Below are 14,768 nucleotides of genomic sequence, written 5' to 3' on the forward strand. Positions count from 1 at the left end.
CGGCACAGATTACAACGCGCCTTTACCCGGTAATACTAGCCCACTGGGCCATAAACTGACATAGGTAAAAGCGCGATACCCGTCGTCTTTCAAGCGGCGGCGTTCAAATTTACTCCCGGCAGACAGGCCATTCCAGTGACGACAGGGGGCAAATAAATTCGCCCGATTAATGCAGGCACAGCTTGCTGATCCCCTTTAACTCAGGGACGAACGTTCCGGCGGCGTTATTCCTGCGCCCCCATGGCAAGATAGTCGGCGATTTTATCAACGTCGACGTTGCCGCCGCTGACGATAACCCCGACTTTTTTACCCCGCAGATCAAGCAGCGAATTCATCGCCGCCGCGGCGGCCAGGCAGCCCGTGGGCTCGACCACCATTTTCATCCGTTCCATAAAGAAACGCATCTGTCGGCACAGCTGCTGGTCGCTGACCGTTAAAATATCTTCTACATACTGTTGAATGATCGGGAACGTCAGCGCGCCCACCTGCTGCGTTTGCGCACCGTCGGCGATGGTTTTTGGCACCGGGATCTGTACCGGCTGGCCGCTACGAAACGCCAGCTGCGCGTCGTTACCTGCTTCTGGTTCAACGCCGAAAACGCGGCAACCGGGCGACCAGTGATGTGCCGCTACCGCGCTGCCCGCCAGCAAACCACCGCCACCAGTGCACACCAGTAAGACGTCCAGTGGCCCGACTTCCTCTATCAACTCTTTGGTAGCAGTGCCCTGACCGGCGATCACCTGCGGGTAATCATAGGGCGGCACTATCGTCAGCCCTTGCTCGGCCGCCAGCCGCTGGGTAATGGCAGCACGGTCTTCACTGTGACGCTGATAAATCACGACGTTGGCGCCGTAGCCACGCGTTGCCGCCAGCTTGGCGGCCGGTGCGTCGTGCGGCATCACTATGGTCACTTTGACCCCCAGTTCCCGTGCCGCCAATGCCATTGCCTGCGCATGGTTGCCGGAAGAGAAGGCAATCACGCCAGCCTGGCGCTGCGCCGGGCTCAATTGAGCAATAGAATTGTACGCGCCACGAAACTTGAAGGCGCCTACACGCTGGAAGTTTTCGCACTTGAAGAACAGCTGCGCCCCGGCGATGTTGTCGGCCTGCTGCGAGGTCATGACCGGTGTGCGCAGGGCATGTCCTGCCAGAATTTCGGCGGCGGTAGAGATATCGGCGGCGGTAATGCAGTGGGGCGTTGAACTCATGGCGACCTCGTCTGGTGAAAGGTTGATTGATTACCCGATCATTTTAATTTACTCTTTGTAAAGTTATTGTCAAACGGTTAAGTTTATGAGCGATCTCAGGCAGGAAAATGCGCTGCTGCTGCGCGAAGCGGAAAAAATTGTTCAGGCGCTGGGCGCGATGTTTGCGCCCAGTTGTGAAGTGGTGCTGCACGATCTGACGCAACCGAATCATGCCATCGTCAGCATCGCCAATAACCTGTCGAACCGCAGTATCGGCGATGCCGCCAGTGAAATGGGGCTGGAGCGTATTGCCTCGCCGGACTTTCCGGACGTGGTGCAAAACTATGCCAATGCGTTTCCGGATGGGCGTCCGGCCAAGAGCACCTCTATTGGTCTGCGCAACAGCCAGGGTGTCTACGTGGCGGCTATCTGCCTTAACCTGGACGTTTCAATCTTCAACAGCGTCAACGCCATTCTGCAACAACTGACTGCGGTGGTGCAGAGCGCGCCGCAGGCGGCGGATGAAGGGGCCCGCTCACTGTCCGACATTGCTTCAGTGATCAACAACTTTGCCGCTTCGCATGCCACTGCGCCGCGTGCGCTCACGTCCGAGCAGCGTGTTCAGGTGATCCAGCAGCTAAAGCAGCAGGGCTATCTGCAACTGCGCGGGGCAGCCACCATGGCGGCGGAGGCGCTGGGGATTTCCCGGGTGTCGGTTTACAACCTGTTAAAGCGCGATGCCGGGTGACGTGCTGCCGCAAGCGCGATCAACGGAATAAAAGGCGTCAGGGTGGTTCCCTAAACGGGGTATAGCCTTTATTATCCTTGATCACTTTGCTTAAGCTACGGCAACAAAACGGATTTCATGTATCAACCTGTCGCGTTATTCATTGGCCTGCGCTACATGCGCGGGCGGGCATCAGACCGCTTCGGACGGTTTGTTTCCTGGCTTTCCACCATCGGCATTACGCTGGGGGTGATGGCGTTGGTCACCGTGTTGTCGGTGATGAACGGTTTTGAAAAGGATCTGGAAAACAACATTCTCGGCCTGATGCCGCAGGCGTTGATCACCAGCCCACAGGGCTCGATCAACCCTCAGCAAATCCCGGCATCGGCGGTACAAAGCCTGCAGGGCGTTAGCCGCGTAGCGCCATTGACCACCGGTGACGTGGTGCTGCAAAGCGCTCGCAGCGTGGCGGTCGGCGTGATGTTGGGGGTCAACCCGGACGAAGCCGATCCTTTGACGCCGTTCCTGGTCAACGTCAAGCAGCAGCTGTTGCAGCCGGGCCAGTACAACATCATTATCGGCGAGCAGTTGGCCGGGCAACTTGGCGTTAAACGCGGCGATCCGCTGCGGGTGATGGTGCCCAGCGCCAGCCAGTTCACGCCGATGGGCCGCATTCCTATTCAACGTCTGTTTACCGTGGTCGGCACCTTCCATGCCAACAGCGAAGTGGACGGCACCCAAATGCTGGTCAATCAGCAGGATGCTTCGCGTCTGCTACGCTACCCGGCGGGCAATATCACCGGGTGGCGCCTGTTCCTGCAGCAGCCGCTGACGGTCGATACTCTCAGCCAACAGAAATTGCCGCAGGGCACCGAGTGGAAAGACTGGCGCGAACGCAAGGGCGAGCTGTTCCAGGCAGTGCGTATGGAGAAAAACATGATGGGGCTGTTGCTTAGCCTGATCGTCGCCGTCGCGGCCTTTAACATCATTACTTCACTCGGCCTGCTGGTGATGGAGAAGCAGGGCGAAGTTGCCATTCTGCAGACCCAGGGCCTGACGCGTCGACAGATCATGTCGGTGTTTATGGTGCAAGGCGCCAGCGCCGGCATTATCGGCTCGCTGCTCGGTACGCTGCTGGGCGTGCTGCTGGCCAGCAATCTGAATAACCTGATGCCGATCCTCGGCGCATTGATTGACGGCGCATCGCTGCCGGTGGCGGTGGATCCGCTGCAGGTGACGATTATCGCCGTAGCGGCGATGGCGGTGTCTCTGTTGTCCACGCTTTACCCTTCATGGCGCGCTGCCGCCGTACAACCCGCTGAGGCTTTACGTTATGAGTAACCATCTTTTGTTGCAGTGCGACAACCTGTGCAAGACCTATCAGGAAGGCAACCTGCATACCGACGTACTGCGCAATGTCAGCTTTGCCATGCAGCCGGGCGAGATGATGGCGATTGTCGGCAGCTCGGGTTCCGGTAAAAGTACCTTGCTGCATCTGCTGGGTGGGCTGGACTCACCGACCTCCGGCGAGGTGATTTACAAAGGGCAGTCTCTGAATACCCTGTCATCGGCCGCCAAGGCCGAGCTGCGCAACCGCCAGTTGGGCTTTATCTACCAGTTCCATCATTTGTTACCGGACTTTACCGCGCTGGAAAACGCCGCGATGCCTTTGCTGATCGGCGGGATGAAACCGGCGCAGGCGCAGGAAAAGGCGCTGGAAATGCTGACGGCGGTCGGGCTGGCAAAACGCAGCAAACACCGGCCGTCAGAACTCTCCGGCGGTGAGCGTCAGCGCGTGGCGATTGCCCGTGCGCTGGTCAATAACCCGTCACTGGTATTGGCGGACGAACCTACCGGTAACCTCGATAAACGCACCGCCGACAGCATTTTCGATCTGCTCGGCGAATTGAACGTACGCCAGGGCACCGCGTTTCTGGTGGTCACTCATGACTTGCAGTTGGCCAAGCGCCTTAGCCGCCAGTTGGAAATGGCCGATGGGCATCTGCAGGCCCAGTTGACCCTGTTGGGGGCTGAGTAATGGCGGGAGCGTCACTTTCCTTTCTGACGGCCCTGCGTTTCAGCCGTGGGCGCAAGCGCGGTGGCATGGTGTCGCTGATCTCGGTGATTTCCACCATCGGGATTGCGCTGGGCGTGGCGGTGCTGATCGTCGGCCTGAGCGCCATGAACGGCTTTGAGCGCGAACTGAAAAACCGCATTTTGGCGGTGGTGCCGCACGGTGAAATCGAGCCGGTGAAACAGCCGTTCAAAGACTGGTCGTCCATTTTGCAACGGGTGGAGAAAGTGCCCGGCATTTTGGCTGCCGCTCCCTATATTAACTTTACCGGCCTGATGGAAAACGGCGCTCAGCTGCGGGCGGTCGGAGTGAAAGGGGTCGATCCGCAACAGGAAAATCAGCTTAGCGCTCTGCCCAAGTACGTGCAGGGTGACGCCTGGGCCAATTTCAAAAGCGGTGAGCAACAGGTGATCCTCGGCAAGGGCGTCGCCGACGCTTTGGGCGTCAAGCAGGGCAGCTATGTGACGGTGATGATCCCCAACAGCGACCCGCAGATGAAGCTGTTGCAACCGAAGCGCATTCGTTTACACGTCACCGGGATTTTGCAGCTTAGCGGTCAGCTCGATCACAGTCTGGCGATGGTGCCACTGGCCGATGCCCAACAGTATCTGGACATGGGTGACAGCGTGACCGGCATCGCCATCAAGGTCAACGACGTGTTTGCCGCCAACAAGCTGGTGCGCGACGCCGGTGAAGTCACCAATTCCTATGTGTATATCAAGAGTTGGATCGGCACCTACGGCTATATGTATCGCGATATCCAGATGATCCGCGCGATTATGTATTTGGCGATGGTGCTGGTGATCGGCGTGGCCTGTTTTAACATTGTCTCCACGCTGGTGATGGCGGTGAAGGACAAGAGTGGTGATATCGCCGTACTGCGCACCTTGGGGGCCAAAGACGGCTTTATCCGCGCCATATTTATCTGGTACGGCCTGCTGGCCGGGCTGGTGGGGAGCCTTAGCGGCGTGGTGGTCGGGGTTATCGCCTCACTGCAACTGACCAACATCATCAAAGGGTTGGAAAAGCTGATGGGGCATTCTTTCCTGTCGGGCGATATCTACTTCATTGACTTCCTGCCTTCCGAGCTGCACTGGCTGGACGTGGTGATTGTACTGGTGACCGCGCTGGTGCTCAGCCTGTTGGCCAGCTGGTATCCGGCCAGGCGTGCCAGCCGTATCGATCCGGCACGAGTGTTGAGCGGACAATAATGAAAATCAGGGGAGGCAGAGATGCCGCCCCTTTTTTTAGCCTGAGGGTGGGTTATGTACTACGGTTTCGATATGGGCGGCACCAAGATTGAGCTGGGCGTGTTCGATGCGGATCTGCAGCGTATCTGGCAAAAAAGGGTGCCGACGCCACGTGAGGATTATCGGCAACTGCTCACGACGCTGCGCGATCTGACCTTTGAAGCGGATGCGTTTTGTGGCCAGAAAGGCATGGTAGGTATCGGTATTCCCGGCCTGCCCAATGACGATGACGGTACGGTTTTCACCGCCAACGTCCCGGCGGCGATGGGCCAGCGCTTGCCGCATGACCTGGCCGAGTTGATTGGCCGTGACGTACGAATCGATAACGACGCCAACTGCTTTGCGCTGTCAGAGGCCTGGGACGAGGAGTTTCGTCGCTACCCGACGGTGCTGGGCATTATCCTCGGCACCGGGGTAGGCGGTGGGCTAATCGTCGACGGCAAGGTGCTCTCCGGGCGTAACTATATCGCCGGTGAATTTGGTCATTTCCGTCTGCCGGTGGATGCGCTGGAGGTGCTGGGACGTGATATACCTCGCGTTCCTTGCGGGTGCGGTCATCAGGGTTGCATCGAAAATTACATTTCTGGCCGCGGTTTTGAGTGGATGTACGCCCACTTTTACCAGCAGCACTTGCCTGCGCAGCAGATCATTGCGCATTATCAGGCATGTGAGCCGCAGGCGGTGGCTCATGTCGAACGTTTTATGGACGTCCTGGCGATATGCCTGGGCAATCTGCTGACCATAATCGATCCGCATCTGGTGGTGATTGGCGGTGGGTTGTCGAATTTTGACGCTATTTACCAGGCGTTACCGCAGCGTTTGCCGGCGCATGTGTTGCGTGTGGCCAAGCTGCCGCGAATTGAAAAAGCCCGTTACGGGGACGCCGGTGGCGTACGCGGAGCGGCGTTCCTCAATTTGGTTAACAGGGAAAAGTAAGGAGAGAGTTAATGCACACTCGTCATCGGCTGTGTCAGTTTCGCAAGAGTAAGCATGTGCTGCATCAGCGCTTTCGTTCGCGGATTTTTCATCGCGATACCATGGCGGCGGCCGAGCTGAAAAAGCCGTTTGTCGTAGTGTTGACCGGCGCCGGGATCTCGGCTGAGTCGGGTATTCGTACCTTCCGGGCGGCAGACGGGTTGTGGGAAGAGCATAGCGTGGAGGACGTCGCTACGCCGGAAGGTTATCAGCGCGATCCACAGCTGGTACAGGCGTTTTACAATGAACGCCGTCGTCAGCTGCAATCGCCGGACATAGCACCTAACGCTGCGCATCGTGCCCTGGCGGATCTGGAAGCCTGGTTGGGAGATAACTTCCTGCTGGTAACGCAAAATATCGATAACCTGCATGAGCGCGCAGGCAGCTCACGGGTGTTGCATATGCACGGTGAACTGTTGAAAGTACGCTGCACCAGTTCCGGGCAGGTCTTTGACTGGCCGGAAGACCTTAGCGTGGACGACCGCTGCCATTGTTGCCAATTCCCGGCCCCGTTGCGCCCACATGTGGTGTGGTTCGGCGAAATGCCGCTGGGCATGGATGAAATTTATCAGGCGCTGGCCAAGGCCGACTTCTTTGTCGCTATCGGCACCTCGGGCCACGTTTATCCGGCGGCGGGCTTTGTGCATGAAGCGCGGCTGGGTGGGGCGCATACCATGGAGCTCAACCTGGAGCCCAGCCAGGTGGAAAGTCAGTTTGATGAAAAACACTACGGCCAGGCCAGCGCGGTGGTACCACGTTTTGTGCACAAATTCCTGGTAGGGAAAGTTGAAAGGGCTGATAGGCCTTAAGCCCAGGTCAATGCGCTGTCTGACTCGGGTAACTGGCCGGCCGTTTGACGCCGGCCTTTCTTTGGTTAAATGAGCAGGGGCGACGGTGAATTTCAAGCAGGTATTCAGCCAGGCGGATCTGAGCAAAACGGATCTCACCATCCTCAACGCTATCTTCGATAACCCGGACGCCTGCATTGACGAAGGTATCCGAGCGGTTTCCGTTCGTTGCCACAGTTCACCCTCGACCCTGGTGCGGTTGGCGAAAAAACTGGGCTTTCGCGGCTATCTGGAATTGGTGTATTTCATCAAGTTCAACCTGGTGATGGCACCGGCTTTTCAGGAGGAGCCGCAGCCGACGGCACCGGCCAGCATAAAACAGCAGGCGCAGTTTCTGGATAGGCTCGACAGCGGCAAAATCCTGATCCACGGCAGCGGTTTCTCGCAGCTGGTGGCGCAGTACATGTACAACAAATTTATGACGCTGGGCATCGACAGCTACCTGTCGCTGTGGCCGGATTTCGAGATCCTCGATCGAGAGATGCGTTTCCGGTTTGATATGGTGATTGTGATTTCAAAATCGGGCAACAGCAGCTCGGCGCTGAGTTGGAGCGACGCGGTGAAACGCAATAATATCCGGCTGGCGGCGTTTTGCGGCGACGGAAACAGCCCGCTGGCGCAGCAGGCCGATATGACCTTTATTTATGAGGATCGGCAAAAGTACGACCACGATATTTACTATCCCAACCCGTTTTTCGGCCACTGCCTGCTGGGGTTTGAAAACCTGATCAAAGCCTGGTTTGAACGGCGCAGCCGTTGAGCCTGCGCCGTTTCAGCCCTGCTTAATGCCAATGCTTGGCATACTGGTGGTGAGCCTGCAGGTACTCTTCAACCAGCGTTTTTGCCAGTGAGTAAGAGTTGACCAGCGGATGTACCATCAGCGCCTTGATGGCCTTCTGACAGTTCCCTTCCAGAATGGCGGCAACCGCCAGGCGTTCGTACTCTTTGACCTGAGAGATCAGGTTTTTCTGGGTATCGGGAATATCATTCATTTTTACCGGGTGAATGCCCGCATTGCTGAGTTCGCAGCTGATTTCAATCACGTCCTCCGGGTGCAGGAAATCGAGCGTCCCGTTGTTTTGCATCGATACCACCACGCGCTTTTGCTGGCCGTTATTTACCGCTTCCAAAATGTCTATCGCCACTCCGGCATAACCGCCGCTGTCAGGCTGTTCGATAAACTGCTGCAGCGTCAGCATCTCACGCTCTTTGACTTTGCCCTGGCTGGATTCGCGCTGCATATAGGAGTTTTCCCGCGTCAGATAGTGACCGAAATAGACGCTGAAAGCCTGCTCCAGCTGCGTGGCAATATCCAGCCGGGCAAGGTCGGCCAGCATTTGCTGGTTTATCAGCGCAATCTGCTCGCCTCGGGTTTCTCCGGCGTCGACGATGGCGGCGATTGCCTGTTCCCGGTAATAGTAATAGTACAGATACTCATTGAGCATCAGGTTATCAGACAGCGCCACCAGCTCCGGCGAGAAATATTTCATGCAGGTATCACGGTACAGGCGCGGGTCGGCCAGCAGTTGCCCGGTCACCTCCTGGCCGTTGACCCGCACATTGCGGAACCATGACAGGTGGTTTAGCCCGAAGCAGTCAACGCTAAGCTCGGACTCGCGGCAGCCCAGCAGTTCCGCCAGTTCACGGATAAACTCGCTGGGGGCATCGCAAATGCCGTACACCTTGCGCTTGAAGCCGGATTTGATGATGGCTTCGGTCACCATGCCGGAGGGGTTGGTGAAGTTGAACAGCACCGCGTCCGGTGATGCCACCTGTTCTATGAGCCGGCAATATTCCACTATTGCCGGAATAGAACGCATCGCCATGGCAAAACCGCCGGCGCCGGTGGTTTCTTGCCCCAGGACCTGATGATTGAGCGCGATACGTTCGTCATGAATGCGTCCCTCTTCACCGCCGATACGCAGGGTGGTGATGATATAATCGGCCCCGCTCAGCGCCTGATGAGCGTCGCTGCTCAGGCTGAACCTGATGTCACCGCGGATACGCTCGAAGACCCCCTGTGCGATGGCGCCGTAGACCGCCAGCTTCTCCCGATCGGTATCCATAAACACCACTTCGGTGACGCCGATGCGGTGGGCGTTATAGGCAATGGACTTGGCGAGGAACGGTGAGCGTACGCCACCGCCGCCCAGAACGGTTAATTTCATGAACTTTCTCCCAATAAATAAAGTTATAATGCAGCTAAATATTTTTCGACCTGACTTTTCACTTTCCCGACGGTGACACCATAAATCACCTGGACTTCACGTCGGTTTTTCACCACGCCTTTTGCTCCGGTGCTTTTTAATGTGGCCTCATCAATTAATTGCATGTCTTTTAATTCGACGCGCAATCGGGTGAAGCAATTGTCGACGGAAATAATGTTCTCTTTGCCACCCAGGGCGCGAATAATAATCCCGCTTGACTCATTGGGTGTATTTTTACTGTTCTGATAATCCTGTTTGGAATAGAGCTTGACCCCGTCGTCATCCTCACGGCCCGGCGTTTTTAAATTAAGCTTCAGCACCAGGGTTTTGAACACCAGGTAATACACCGCGAACTGCACCAGACCAATCACCACATACAGCGGCCAGCGGGTCAGGGCGGCCGGTAACGGCAGGTTATACACCAGGAATTCGATCAGGCCACTGGCCCCCCAGGGACGAACGTCGAACAGGTTACACGCAACTTGCGAAAGCGCGGTCAGCACGGCGTGTATCACCCACAGCAATGGTGAGATAAACAGGAAGGTGAACTCTATCGGTTCGGTTATGCCTACCAGAATGGAAGTGGTGATGGCCGGGATCAATATCGCCTTGGCCAGCACTTTTTTCTCCGGTTTGGCGGTGTGATAGAACGCCAACGCAGCGCCCGACAGGCCGAAAATGGTCACCATGCCCTGTTGCGAAAAGCGCAGCGCTTCGTTCATCAGCGGGGAGATGCTCGGGTCGCGCATATAAGCGAGGAAAATGGCCTGCGAGCCCGACACCGTATGGCCGTCTTGTACAATTGAACCGCCGATGCTGGTCAACTGAAACGGCGACCAGATAAAATGGTGCAGACCGGTGGGGATCAGGAATTTTTCGAAAAAGCCATAGACGAATACCCCGAGCGAACCTGAGCTTTTCATAAAGCCGGTCAGGGAGATCAGCCCGTGTGAAATGGCCGGCCAAAGGTAGCTGAAACCGACGGCATACAGCATGATCACCGGCGTCATGGCGATTAGCACCAGCTTGGAACCGCCATAGACGGAAAGTACGCCGTTCAGCTCCACGTTACACAATCTGTTGTGCACCCAGGCGATGGTGACACCGAGGATCAGGCCGAGGAAAATGCCCATATCCACCACGGTAAAGCCCAGCAGTTCGGTTTGCCCCGTGCCGTAATATTCCCCATTGATTTTCTGCGCTACGTGACCACTTAATTGCAGATAGGATGAGTTGGCACCAAGGAACATAATAAAGCACATCACGGCAACCAGCGCCGCTTCGCTTTTTTTATCCTTCGCCAGGCCGTAGGTAATACCGATGCAAAAAATCAGCCCGAGATTACCAAACAGCGGCCAAAAGGTATCACCGATCATTTTACCGATGTGAAATACGCCGGAGTTTTCATTCACCAGCGTGGCGTTGGTGAGAATAGAACTTAATGCCAGAATCAGACCAATAACCGGCAGAAAGAATATTGGCCCCATCATGGCTTTGGAGAAAATCTGCAGCTTGCTTAAGATATTATCAATAATATCTTTCATAGCAGTTCCTTTTTTATATTTTAGTGGATAACGACGTTGCTGGTAATACTCCCTGGTATGGCGAAATAAAAATGTTTTTGGATGCGGCAACCCCTGCCTTAAACCAGTTATAGGTGGAATGATTTGGCGATGCAATCAGCCGCCGGAAAAAGGTACCGGTGGTCAATGACTGACAACCGGTACCAGGCGTGAAGAAGATCACATAAGGGAGCTTCGAAATGCAGGATGGGCGGTACACCCAGGGAAGGGGGGAAATATCAAACACCACCAGAATTAATGATTTCCGTTAAATCTGGGTAAAAATGACCTGTCTCAATATTTGATCTTGATCGGTTCCGCATAATGAAACGCGAAATTCTGAGGGCGGATACCATGGATAAACTACTTGATCGCTTTTTTAACTACGTCTCATTCGACACGCAATCTAAAGCGAACGTCAAACATGTGCCGAGCACCGACGGGCAATTGAAGCTGGCGCGTGCGTTGCAGCAGGAAATGATTGAACTGGGGTTTGAACGGGTGTCGCTCAGTGAGCATGGCTGTGTGATGGGCACCTTGCCGGGGAACGTTACCTGGCCCGTGCCGGCGATAGGATTTATCGCCCACCTGGATACTTCACCGGATTTTACCGGCAAGCATGTGAACCCGCAGATCGTCGAAAATTACCGCGGCGGTGATATTGCCCTGGGCATTGGTGATGAAGTGCTGTCGCCAGTGATGTTCCCGATCCTGCACCAGATGTTGGGGCAGACGCTGATCACCACCGACGGCAAAACGCTGCTCGGTGCCGATGACAAGGCCGGAATCGCCGAAATCCTGACTGCCATGGTGCGGCTGCAACAGCGCAACATTCCACACGGCGATATCCGCGTAGCCTTTACGCCGGATGAAGAAGTGGGGAAAGGGGCGCGGTTGTTCGACGTGGCACAGTTCGATGCTGAATGGGCCTATACCGTGGACGGTGGCGGTGTGGGGGAGTTGGAGTGCGAAAACTTCAACGCAGCGTCGGTGACGGTGAAGATTGTCGGTAACAATGTGCATCCGGGCAGCGCTAAAGGGGTGATGGTGAATGCCTTGTCGTTGGCGACGCGCATTCAACAGGCGTTACCGGCGGATGAAACCCCGGAAACCACCTGCGGCTATCAGGGGTTCTACCACCTCAGCAGCTTTAAGGGCAGCGTCGAACGCGCCGAAATGCAGTATATCCTGCGTGATTTTGAACGTGAGGGCTTTGAAGCCCGTAAACGCCGGATGATAGAGGTCGCTCAGCAGGTGGGTAAAGGGCTACCGCGTGATTGCTATATCGAAGTCACGATTGAAGACAACTATTACAACATGCGTGAACAGGTGGCAGAGCACCCGCATGTGATTGCGTTGGCGCAGCAGGCAATGCGTGATTGTGATATCGAACCGATCATGAAGCCGATACGCGGCGGCACCGACGGCGCGCAGCTGTCGTTTCGCGGCTTGCCTTGCCCGAATCTGTTCACCGGCGGCTATAACTACCACTGCAAGCATGAGTTTGTTTCGCTGGAAGGGATGGAACAGGCGGTTTCGGTCATTATGCGCATTGCCGCGCTGACCGCCGAACGCGCCAAATAATCCCCGATAACATTTAGTATAATTGCTTGCCGTAACAATGATTTGCTCCTAGTGTAGGCTATATTTCCAGCACAAGGAGCCTTATCATGAGCAGTACCGAGCACCGTATCCATCGCCAGTGCCTTGAGCAGTTTGTGCAGGCTATTTGGCGCCACGCCGGCAGTACCGAGCAGGAGGCCGCTAGGGTGGCGGATCACCTGGTTCAGGCTAATCTGGCCGGGCACGATTCTCACGGCGTAGGCATGATCCCCAGCTATATGTCGTCGCTGGCACAGGGGCATTTACAGCTTAACGTTCATGCCAAAGTGGTGCGCGATGCCGGTGCGGTGCTGACGGTGGACGGGGGGCAGGGTTTTGGCCAGGTCGTCGCCTGTGAGGCGATGGAAAAAGGCATAGAGCGCGCCCGGCAGTTGGGGCTGGCTGCGGTGGCGCTGCACAATTCACACCACATTGGCCGCATTGGCCACTGGGCCGAGCAGTGTGCGCGTGCCGGTTTTATCTCTATTCATTTCGTCAACGTGGTGGGCGATCCCATGGTGGCACCGTTCGGCGGCAGCGACCGCCGTTTCGGCACCAATCCCTTCTGCGTCATTTTTCCCCGTAAGGACAAAAAACCGCTGCTGCTGGATTTTGCCACCAGCGGCATCGCGTTTGGCAAAACCCGCGTCGCCTACAACAAAGGCCTGAATGTCGCGCCGGGTTATCTGATTGACCAACAGGGTCAGCCCACCACGCAACCCAAGGTGATGCACGAACAGCCGTTTGGCTCGTTGCTGCCTTTCGGTGCCCATAAGGGTTACGCGTTGGCCACGTTATGCGAAATCCTCGGCGGTGCGTTGTCCGGTGGCCGCACCACCCATGCAGCGACGGTGAAATCCAACAGCGACGCCATTTTCAACTGCATGACCACCATCATTCTCAATCCGGAGGCCTTCGACGCGCCTGAGATGCAAAACGAGGCCGAGGCCTTTATCGATTGGGTGAAGGCTTCACCGCCAAGTGACGGCCAGCCGATTGAAGTGCCGGGTGAGTGGGAAGACGCCAACCGTGAAGCGCGGTTGCGGCAGGGGATCCCGATAGACGCCAACACCTGGCAGCAGATTTGCGCGGCAGCAACTCAGGCGGGCATGTCGGATGCAGAACTGGAGGATTACCAGACCAGGGCGTTACGGGCATAAAAAAAGCCACCCGCCGATAAGCGGGTGGCTCTGGTCGTTCATTCTGAGCTTCAGTCTTTAAAGTACCAGTAACCGCTGTTGACCAACGAGGTCAGCAGCGCCAGGAACGAGGGATCTTCGATAGCGTCGCCCAACATGGCGGCATCCACGCTGAAATTCTGGCACATCGCATCGGCAGCCTGCTGATGTTCGGTATCCATCAGTTCACCGTTAGCAAAACACTGGTCGCCAATGCGCAGAACGCGAAGGCCACCCAGGCGCTGCAAAGGTTCGCCCTGCTGCAGCAGTTCGTAGATTTCTCCGGCCTGATAAGGCGGCTCCGGCGGCGCAGCATCCAGCTCATGACGCGTCTGGGAGATGAACTCGCCGAACCACTGCTGGAAGTGTTCAGGTTGCTGAACCAAATCCACCATCATCTGGCGCAGAGCATCGACTTCCTGCGGCAGCACTTCTGCCGGGTGCTCACGCAGTTGAATATCGGGATCGCCGTAGCGTTTGCTGCCCAGTTCGCGGGCCAGCACGTAGTCGGCAAAGCCACTGACCAGCTCGCGGCCGTTCGGGGCGCGGAAACCTACCGAGTAATTCAGCGCATTTTCCAGCGCGTAGCCTTCATGCGGGAAGCCCGGTGGGATATACAGAATATCGCCCGGTTCCATTTCTTCATCGATGATGGCGTCGAAAGGCTCAACTTGCAGCAGGTCCGGGTGCGGACAGTGCTGTTTCATCGGCACTTTTTCGCCCACGCGCCAGCGACGGCGGCCGGTACCCTGAATGATAAAGACGTCATACTGATCGAGGTGCGGGCCAACGCCGCCACCCGGGACCGAGAAGGAAATCATCAGATCGTCCATCCGCCAGTCCGGCAGCTTACGGAAAGGTAGCATCAGCGCACTGGAAGGTTCATGCCAGTGATCCACGGCCTGTACCAGCAGCGACCAGTTGTTTTCGCTCAGGTGATCAAAGCTCTCGAAAGGGCCGTGCGCAACCTGCCAGCGACCGTCCTGGTGGCTGACCAGACGGCTGTCCACTTCGTTCTCCATCGCCAGCCCGGCCAGCTCATCCGGGGAGATCGGATCGATAAAGTTTTTGAAGCCGCGCTTCAGAATAACCGGACGCTTTTGCCAATAGCGTTGCAAAAAGTCGTTCCAGTCCAGATCTAATTGATAATCCATGTTC

General features: G+C 56.5%; 13 protein-coding genes. 9 read left to right on the forward strand and 4 right to left on the reverse strand.

The genetic code is table 11. The features are described from left to right. Window positions 1-224 precede the first annotated feature (224 nt). Window positions 225-1,208, reverse strand: coding sequence for a threo-3-hydroxy-L-aspartate ammonia-lyase (locus H5P17_RS17425; RefSeq protein WP_182824279.1), 984 nt, complete (start codon window positions 1,206-1,208; stop codon window positions 225-227). Window positions 1,209-1,293: 85 nt separating this feature from the next. Between H5P17_RS17425 and H5P17_RS17430 the strand changes: the two genes are divergently transcribed. The 7 genes from H5P17_RS17430 to H5P17_RS17460 all read left to right on the forward strand — a co-directional run bounded on the left by H5P17_RS17430 (window position 1,294) and on the right by H5P17_RS17460 (window position 7,821). Then, window positions 1,294-1,935: a transcriptional regulator gene (locus H5P17_RS17430; RefSeq protein ID WP_044549979.1), complete on the forward strand. Its 642-nt coding sequence runs from the start codon at window positions 1,294-1,296 to the stop codon at window positions 1,933-1,935. 117 nt (window positions 1,936-2,052) lie between these two features. Next, window positions 2,053-3,255 (forward strand): lipoprotein-releasing ABC transporter permease subunit LolC, encoded by a 1,203-nt coding sequence (gene lolC, locus H5P17_RS17435; protein WP_044549980.1) that lies wholly within the window; start codon window positions 2,053-2,055, stop codon window positions 3,253-3,255. Next, window positions 3,248-3,952 (forward strand): lipoprotein-releasing ABC transporter ATP-binding protein LolD, encoded by a 705-nt coding sequence (gene lolD, locus H5P17_RS17440; RefSeq protein ID WP_020826458.1) that lies wholly within the window; start codon window positions 3,248-3,250, stop codon window positions 3,950-3,952. Before lolC ends, lolD begins: the two co-directional genes overlap by 8 nt. Continuing rightward, the gene (gene lolE, locus H5P17_RS17445) at window positions 3,952-5,199 is read left to right on the forward strand and encodes a lipoprotein-releasing ABC transporter permease subunit LolE (protein WP_044549982.1); all 1,248 of its coding nucleotides are present in this window, start codon (window positions 3,952-3,954) and stop codon (window positions 5,197-5,199) included. Before lolD ends, lolE begins: the two co-directional genes overlap by 1 nt. A 54-nt stretch (window positions 5,200-5,253) precedes the next feature. Beyond that, a complete protein-coding gene (gene nagK, locus H5P17_RS17450; protein ID WP_182824281.1) occupies window positions 5,254-6,174 on the forward strand; it encodes an N-acetylglucosamine kinase in 921 nt (306 codons plus the stop codon). Window positions 6,175-6,185: 11 nt separating this feature from the next. After that, window positions 6,186-7,022 carry a Sir2 family NAD+-dependent deacetylase gene (gene cobB / locus H5P17_RS17455; protein WP_046373822.1) on the forward strand — a complete coding sequence of 279 codons (837 nt, stop codon included), beginning with the start codon at window positions 6,186-6,188 and terminating at the stop codon, window positions 7,020-7,022. Window positions 7,023-7,107: 85 nt separating this feature from the next. After that, the gene (locus H5P17_RS17460) at window positions 7,108-7,821 is read left to right on the forward strand and encodes a MurR/RpiR family transcriptional regulator (protein ID WP_182824283.1); all 714 of its coding nucleotides are present in this window, start codon (window positions 7,108-7,110) and stop codon (window positions 7,819-7,821) included. A gap of 22 nt (window positions 7,822-7,843) precedes the next feature. Here H5P17_RS17460 and H5P17_RS17465 read toward each other — a convergent pair whose 3' ends face one another. Together H5P17_RS17465 and H5P17_RS17470 are read right to left on the reverse strand one after the other, a co-directional pair. Beyond that, window positions 7,844-9,229, reverse strand: a complete 1,386-nt coding sequence (locus tag H5P17_RS17465; RefSeq protein ID WP_182824285.1) for a glycoside hydrolase — start codon at window positions 9,227-9,229, stop codon at window positions 7,844-7,846. Between the two features lie 23 nt (window positions 9,230-9,252). Then, entirely contained in the window at window positions 9,253-10,812 is a 1,560-nt protein-coding gene (locus H5P17_RS17470; protein ID WP_182824287.1) for a PTS transporter subunit EIIC, read from the reverse strand. Window positions 10,813-11,184: 372 nt separating this feature from the next. Here H5P17_RS17470 and pepT point away from each other — a divergent pair, with 372 nt between their 5' ends. Beyond that, a complete protein-coding gene (gene pepT, locus H5P17_RS17475) occupies window positions 11,185-12,414 on the forward strand; it encodes a peptidase T (RefSeq protein ID WP_044552875.1) in 1,230 nt (409 codons plus the stop codon). A gap of 86 nt (window positions 12,415-12,500) precedes the next feature. Then, window positions 12,501-13,592 (forward strand): malate/lactate/ureidoglycolate dehydrogenase, encoded by a 1,092-nt coding sequence (locus H5P17_RS17480; protein ID WP_182824289.1) that lies wholly within the window; start codon window positions 12,501-12,503, stop codon window positions 13,590-13,592. A 50-nt stretch (window positions 13,593-13,642) separates the two neighbouring features. Here the strand turns inward: H5P17_RS17480 and H5P17_RS17485 are convergent, their stop codons facing one another. Further along, window positions 13,643-14,764, reverse strand: a complete 1,122-nt coding sequence (locus tag H5P17_RS17485; RefSeq protein WP_044549995.1) for a cupin domain-containing protein — start codon at window positions 14,762-14,764, stop codon at window positions 13,643-13,645. Window positions 14,765-14,768: the final 4 nt, after the last annotated feature.

Source organism: Serratia sp. OS31, assembly GCF_014164835.1.
GTDB classification, from domain to species: domain Bacteria; phylum Pseudomonadota; class Gammaproteobacteria; order Enterobacterales; family Enterobacteriaceae; genus Serratia; species Serratia liquefaciens_A.

Coding starts and splice junctions, on each gene's coding strand:
- pepT (WP_044552875.1), top strand. CDS start 11,185: ATGGATAAACTACTTGATCGCTTTTTTAACTACGTCTCATTCGACACG.
- H5P17_RS17465 (WP_182824285.1), bottom strand. CDS start 9,229: ATGAAATTAACCGTTCTGGGCGGCGGTGGCGTACGCTCACCGTTCCTC.
- lolC (WP_044549980.1), top strand. CDS start 2,053: ATGTATCAACCTGTCGCGTTATTCATTGGCCTGCGCTACATGCGCGGG.
- H5P17_RS17470 (WP_182824287.1), bottom strand. CDS start 10,812: ATGAAAGATATTATTGATAATATCTTAAGCAAGCTGCAGATTTTCTCC.
- nagK (WP_182824281.1), top strand. CDS start 5,254: ATGTACTACGGTTTCGATATGGGCGGCACCAAGATTGAGCTGGGCGTG.
- lolE (WP_044549982.1), top strand. CDS start 3,952: ATGGCGGGAGCGTCACTTTCCTTTCTGACGGCCCTGCGTTTCAGCCGT.
- lolD (WP_020826458.1), top strand. CDS start 3,248: ATGAGTAACCATCTTTTGTTGCAGTGCGACAACCTGTGCAAGACCTAT.
- H5P17_RS17430 (WP_044549979.1), top strand. CDS start 1,294: ATGAGCGATCTCAGGCAGGAAAATGCGCTGCTGCTGCGCGAAGCGGAA.
- H5P17_RS17485 (WP_044549995.1), bottom strand. CDS start 14,764: ATGGATTATCAATTAGATCTGGACTGGAACGACTTTTTGCAACGCTAT.
- cobB (WP_046373822.1), top strand. CDS start 6,186: ATGCACACTCGTCATCGGCTGTGTCAGTTTCGCAAGAGTAAGCATGTG.
- H5P17_RS17425 (WP_182824279.1), bottom strand. CDS start 1,208: ATGAGTTCAACGCCCCACTGCATTACCGCCGCCGATATCTCTACCGCC.
- H5P17_RS17480 (WP_182824289.1), top strand. CDS start 12,501: ATGAGCAGTACCGAGCACCGTATCCATCGCCAGTGCCTTGAGCAGTTT.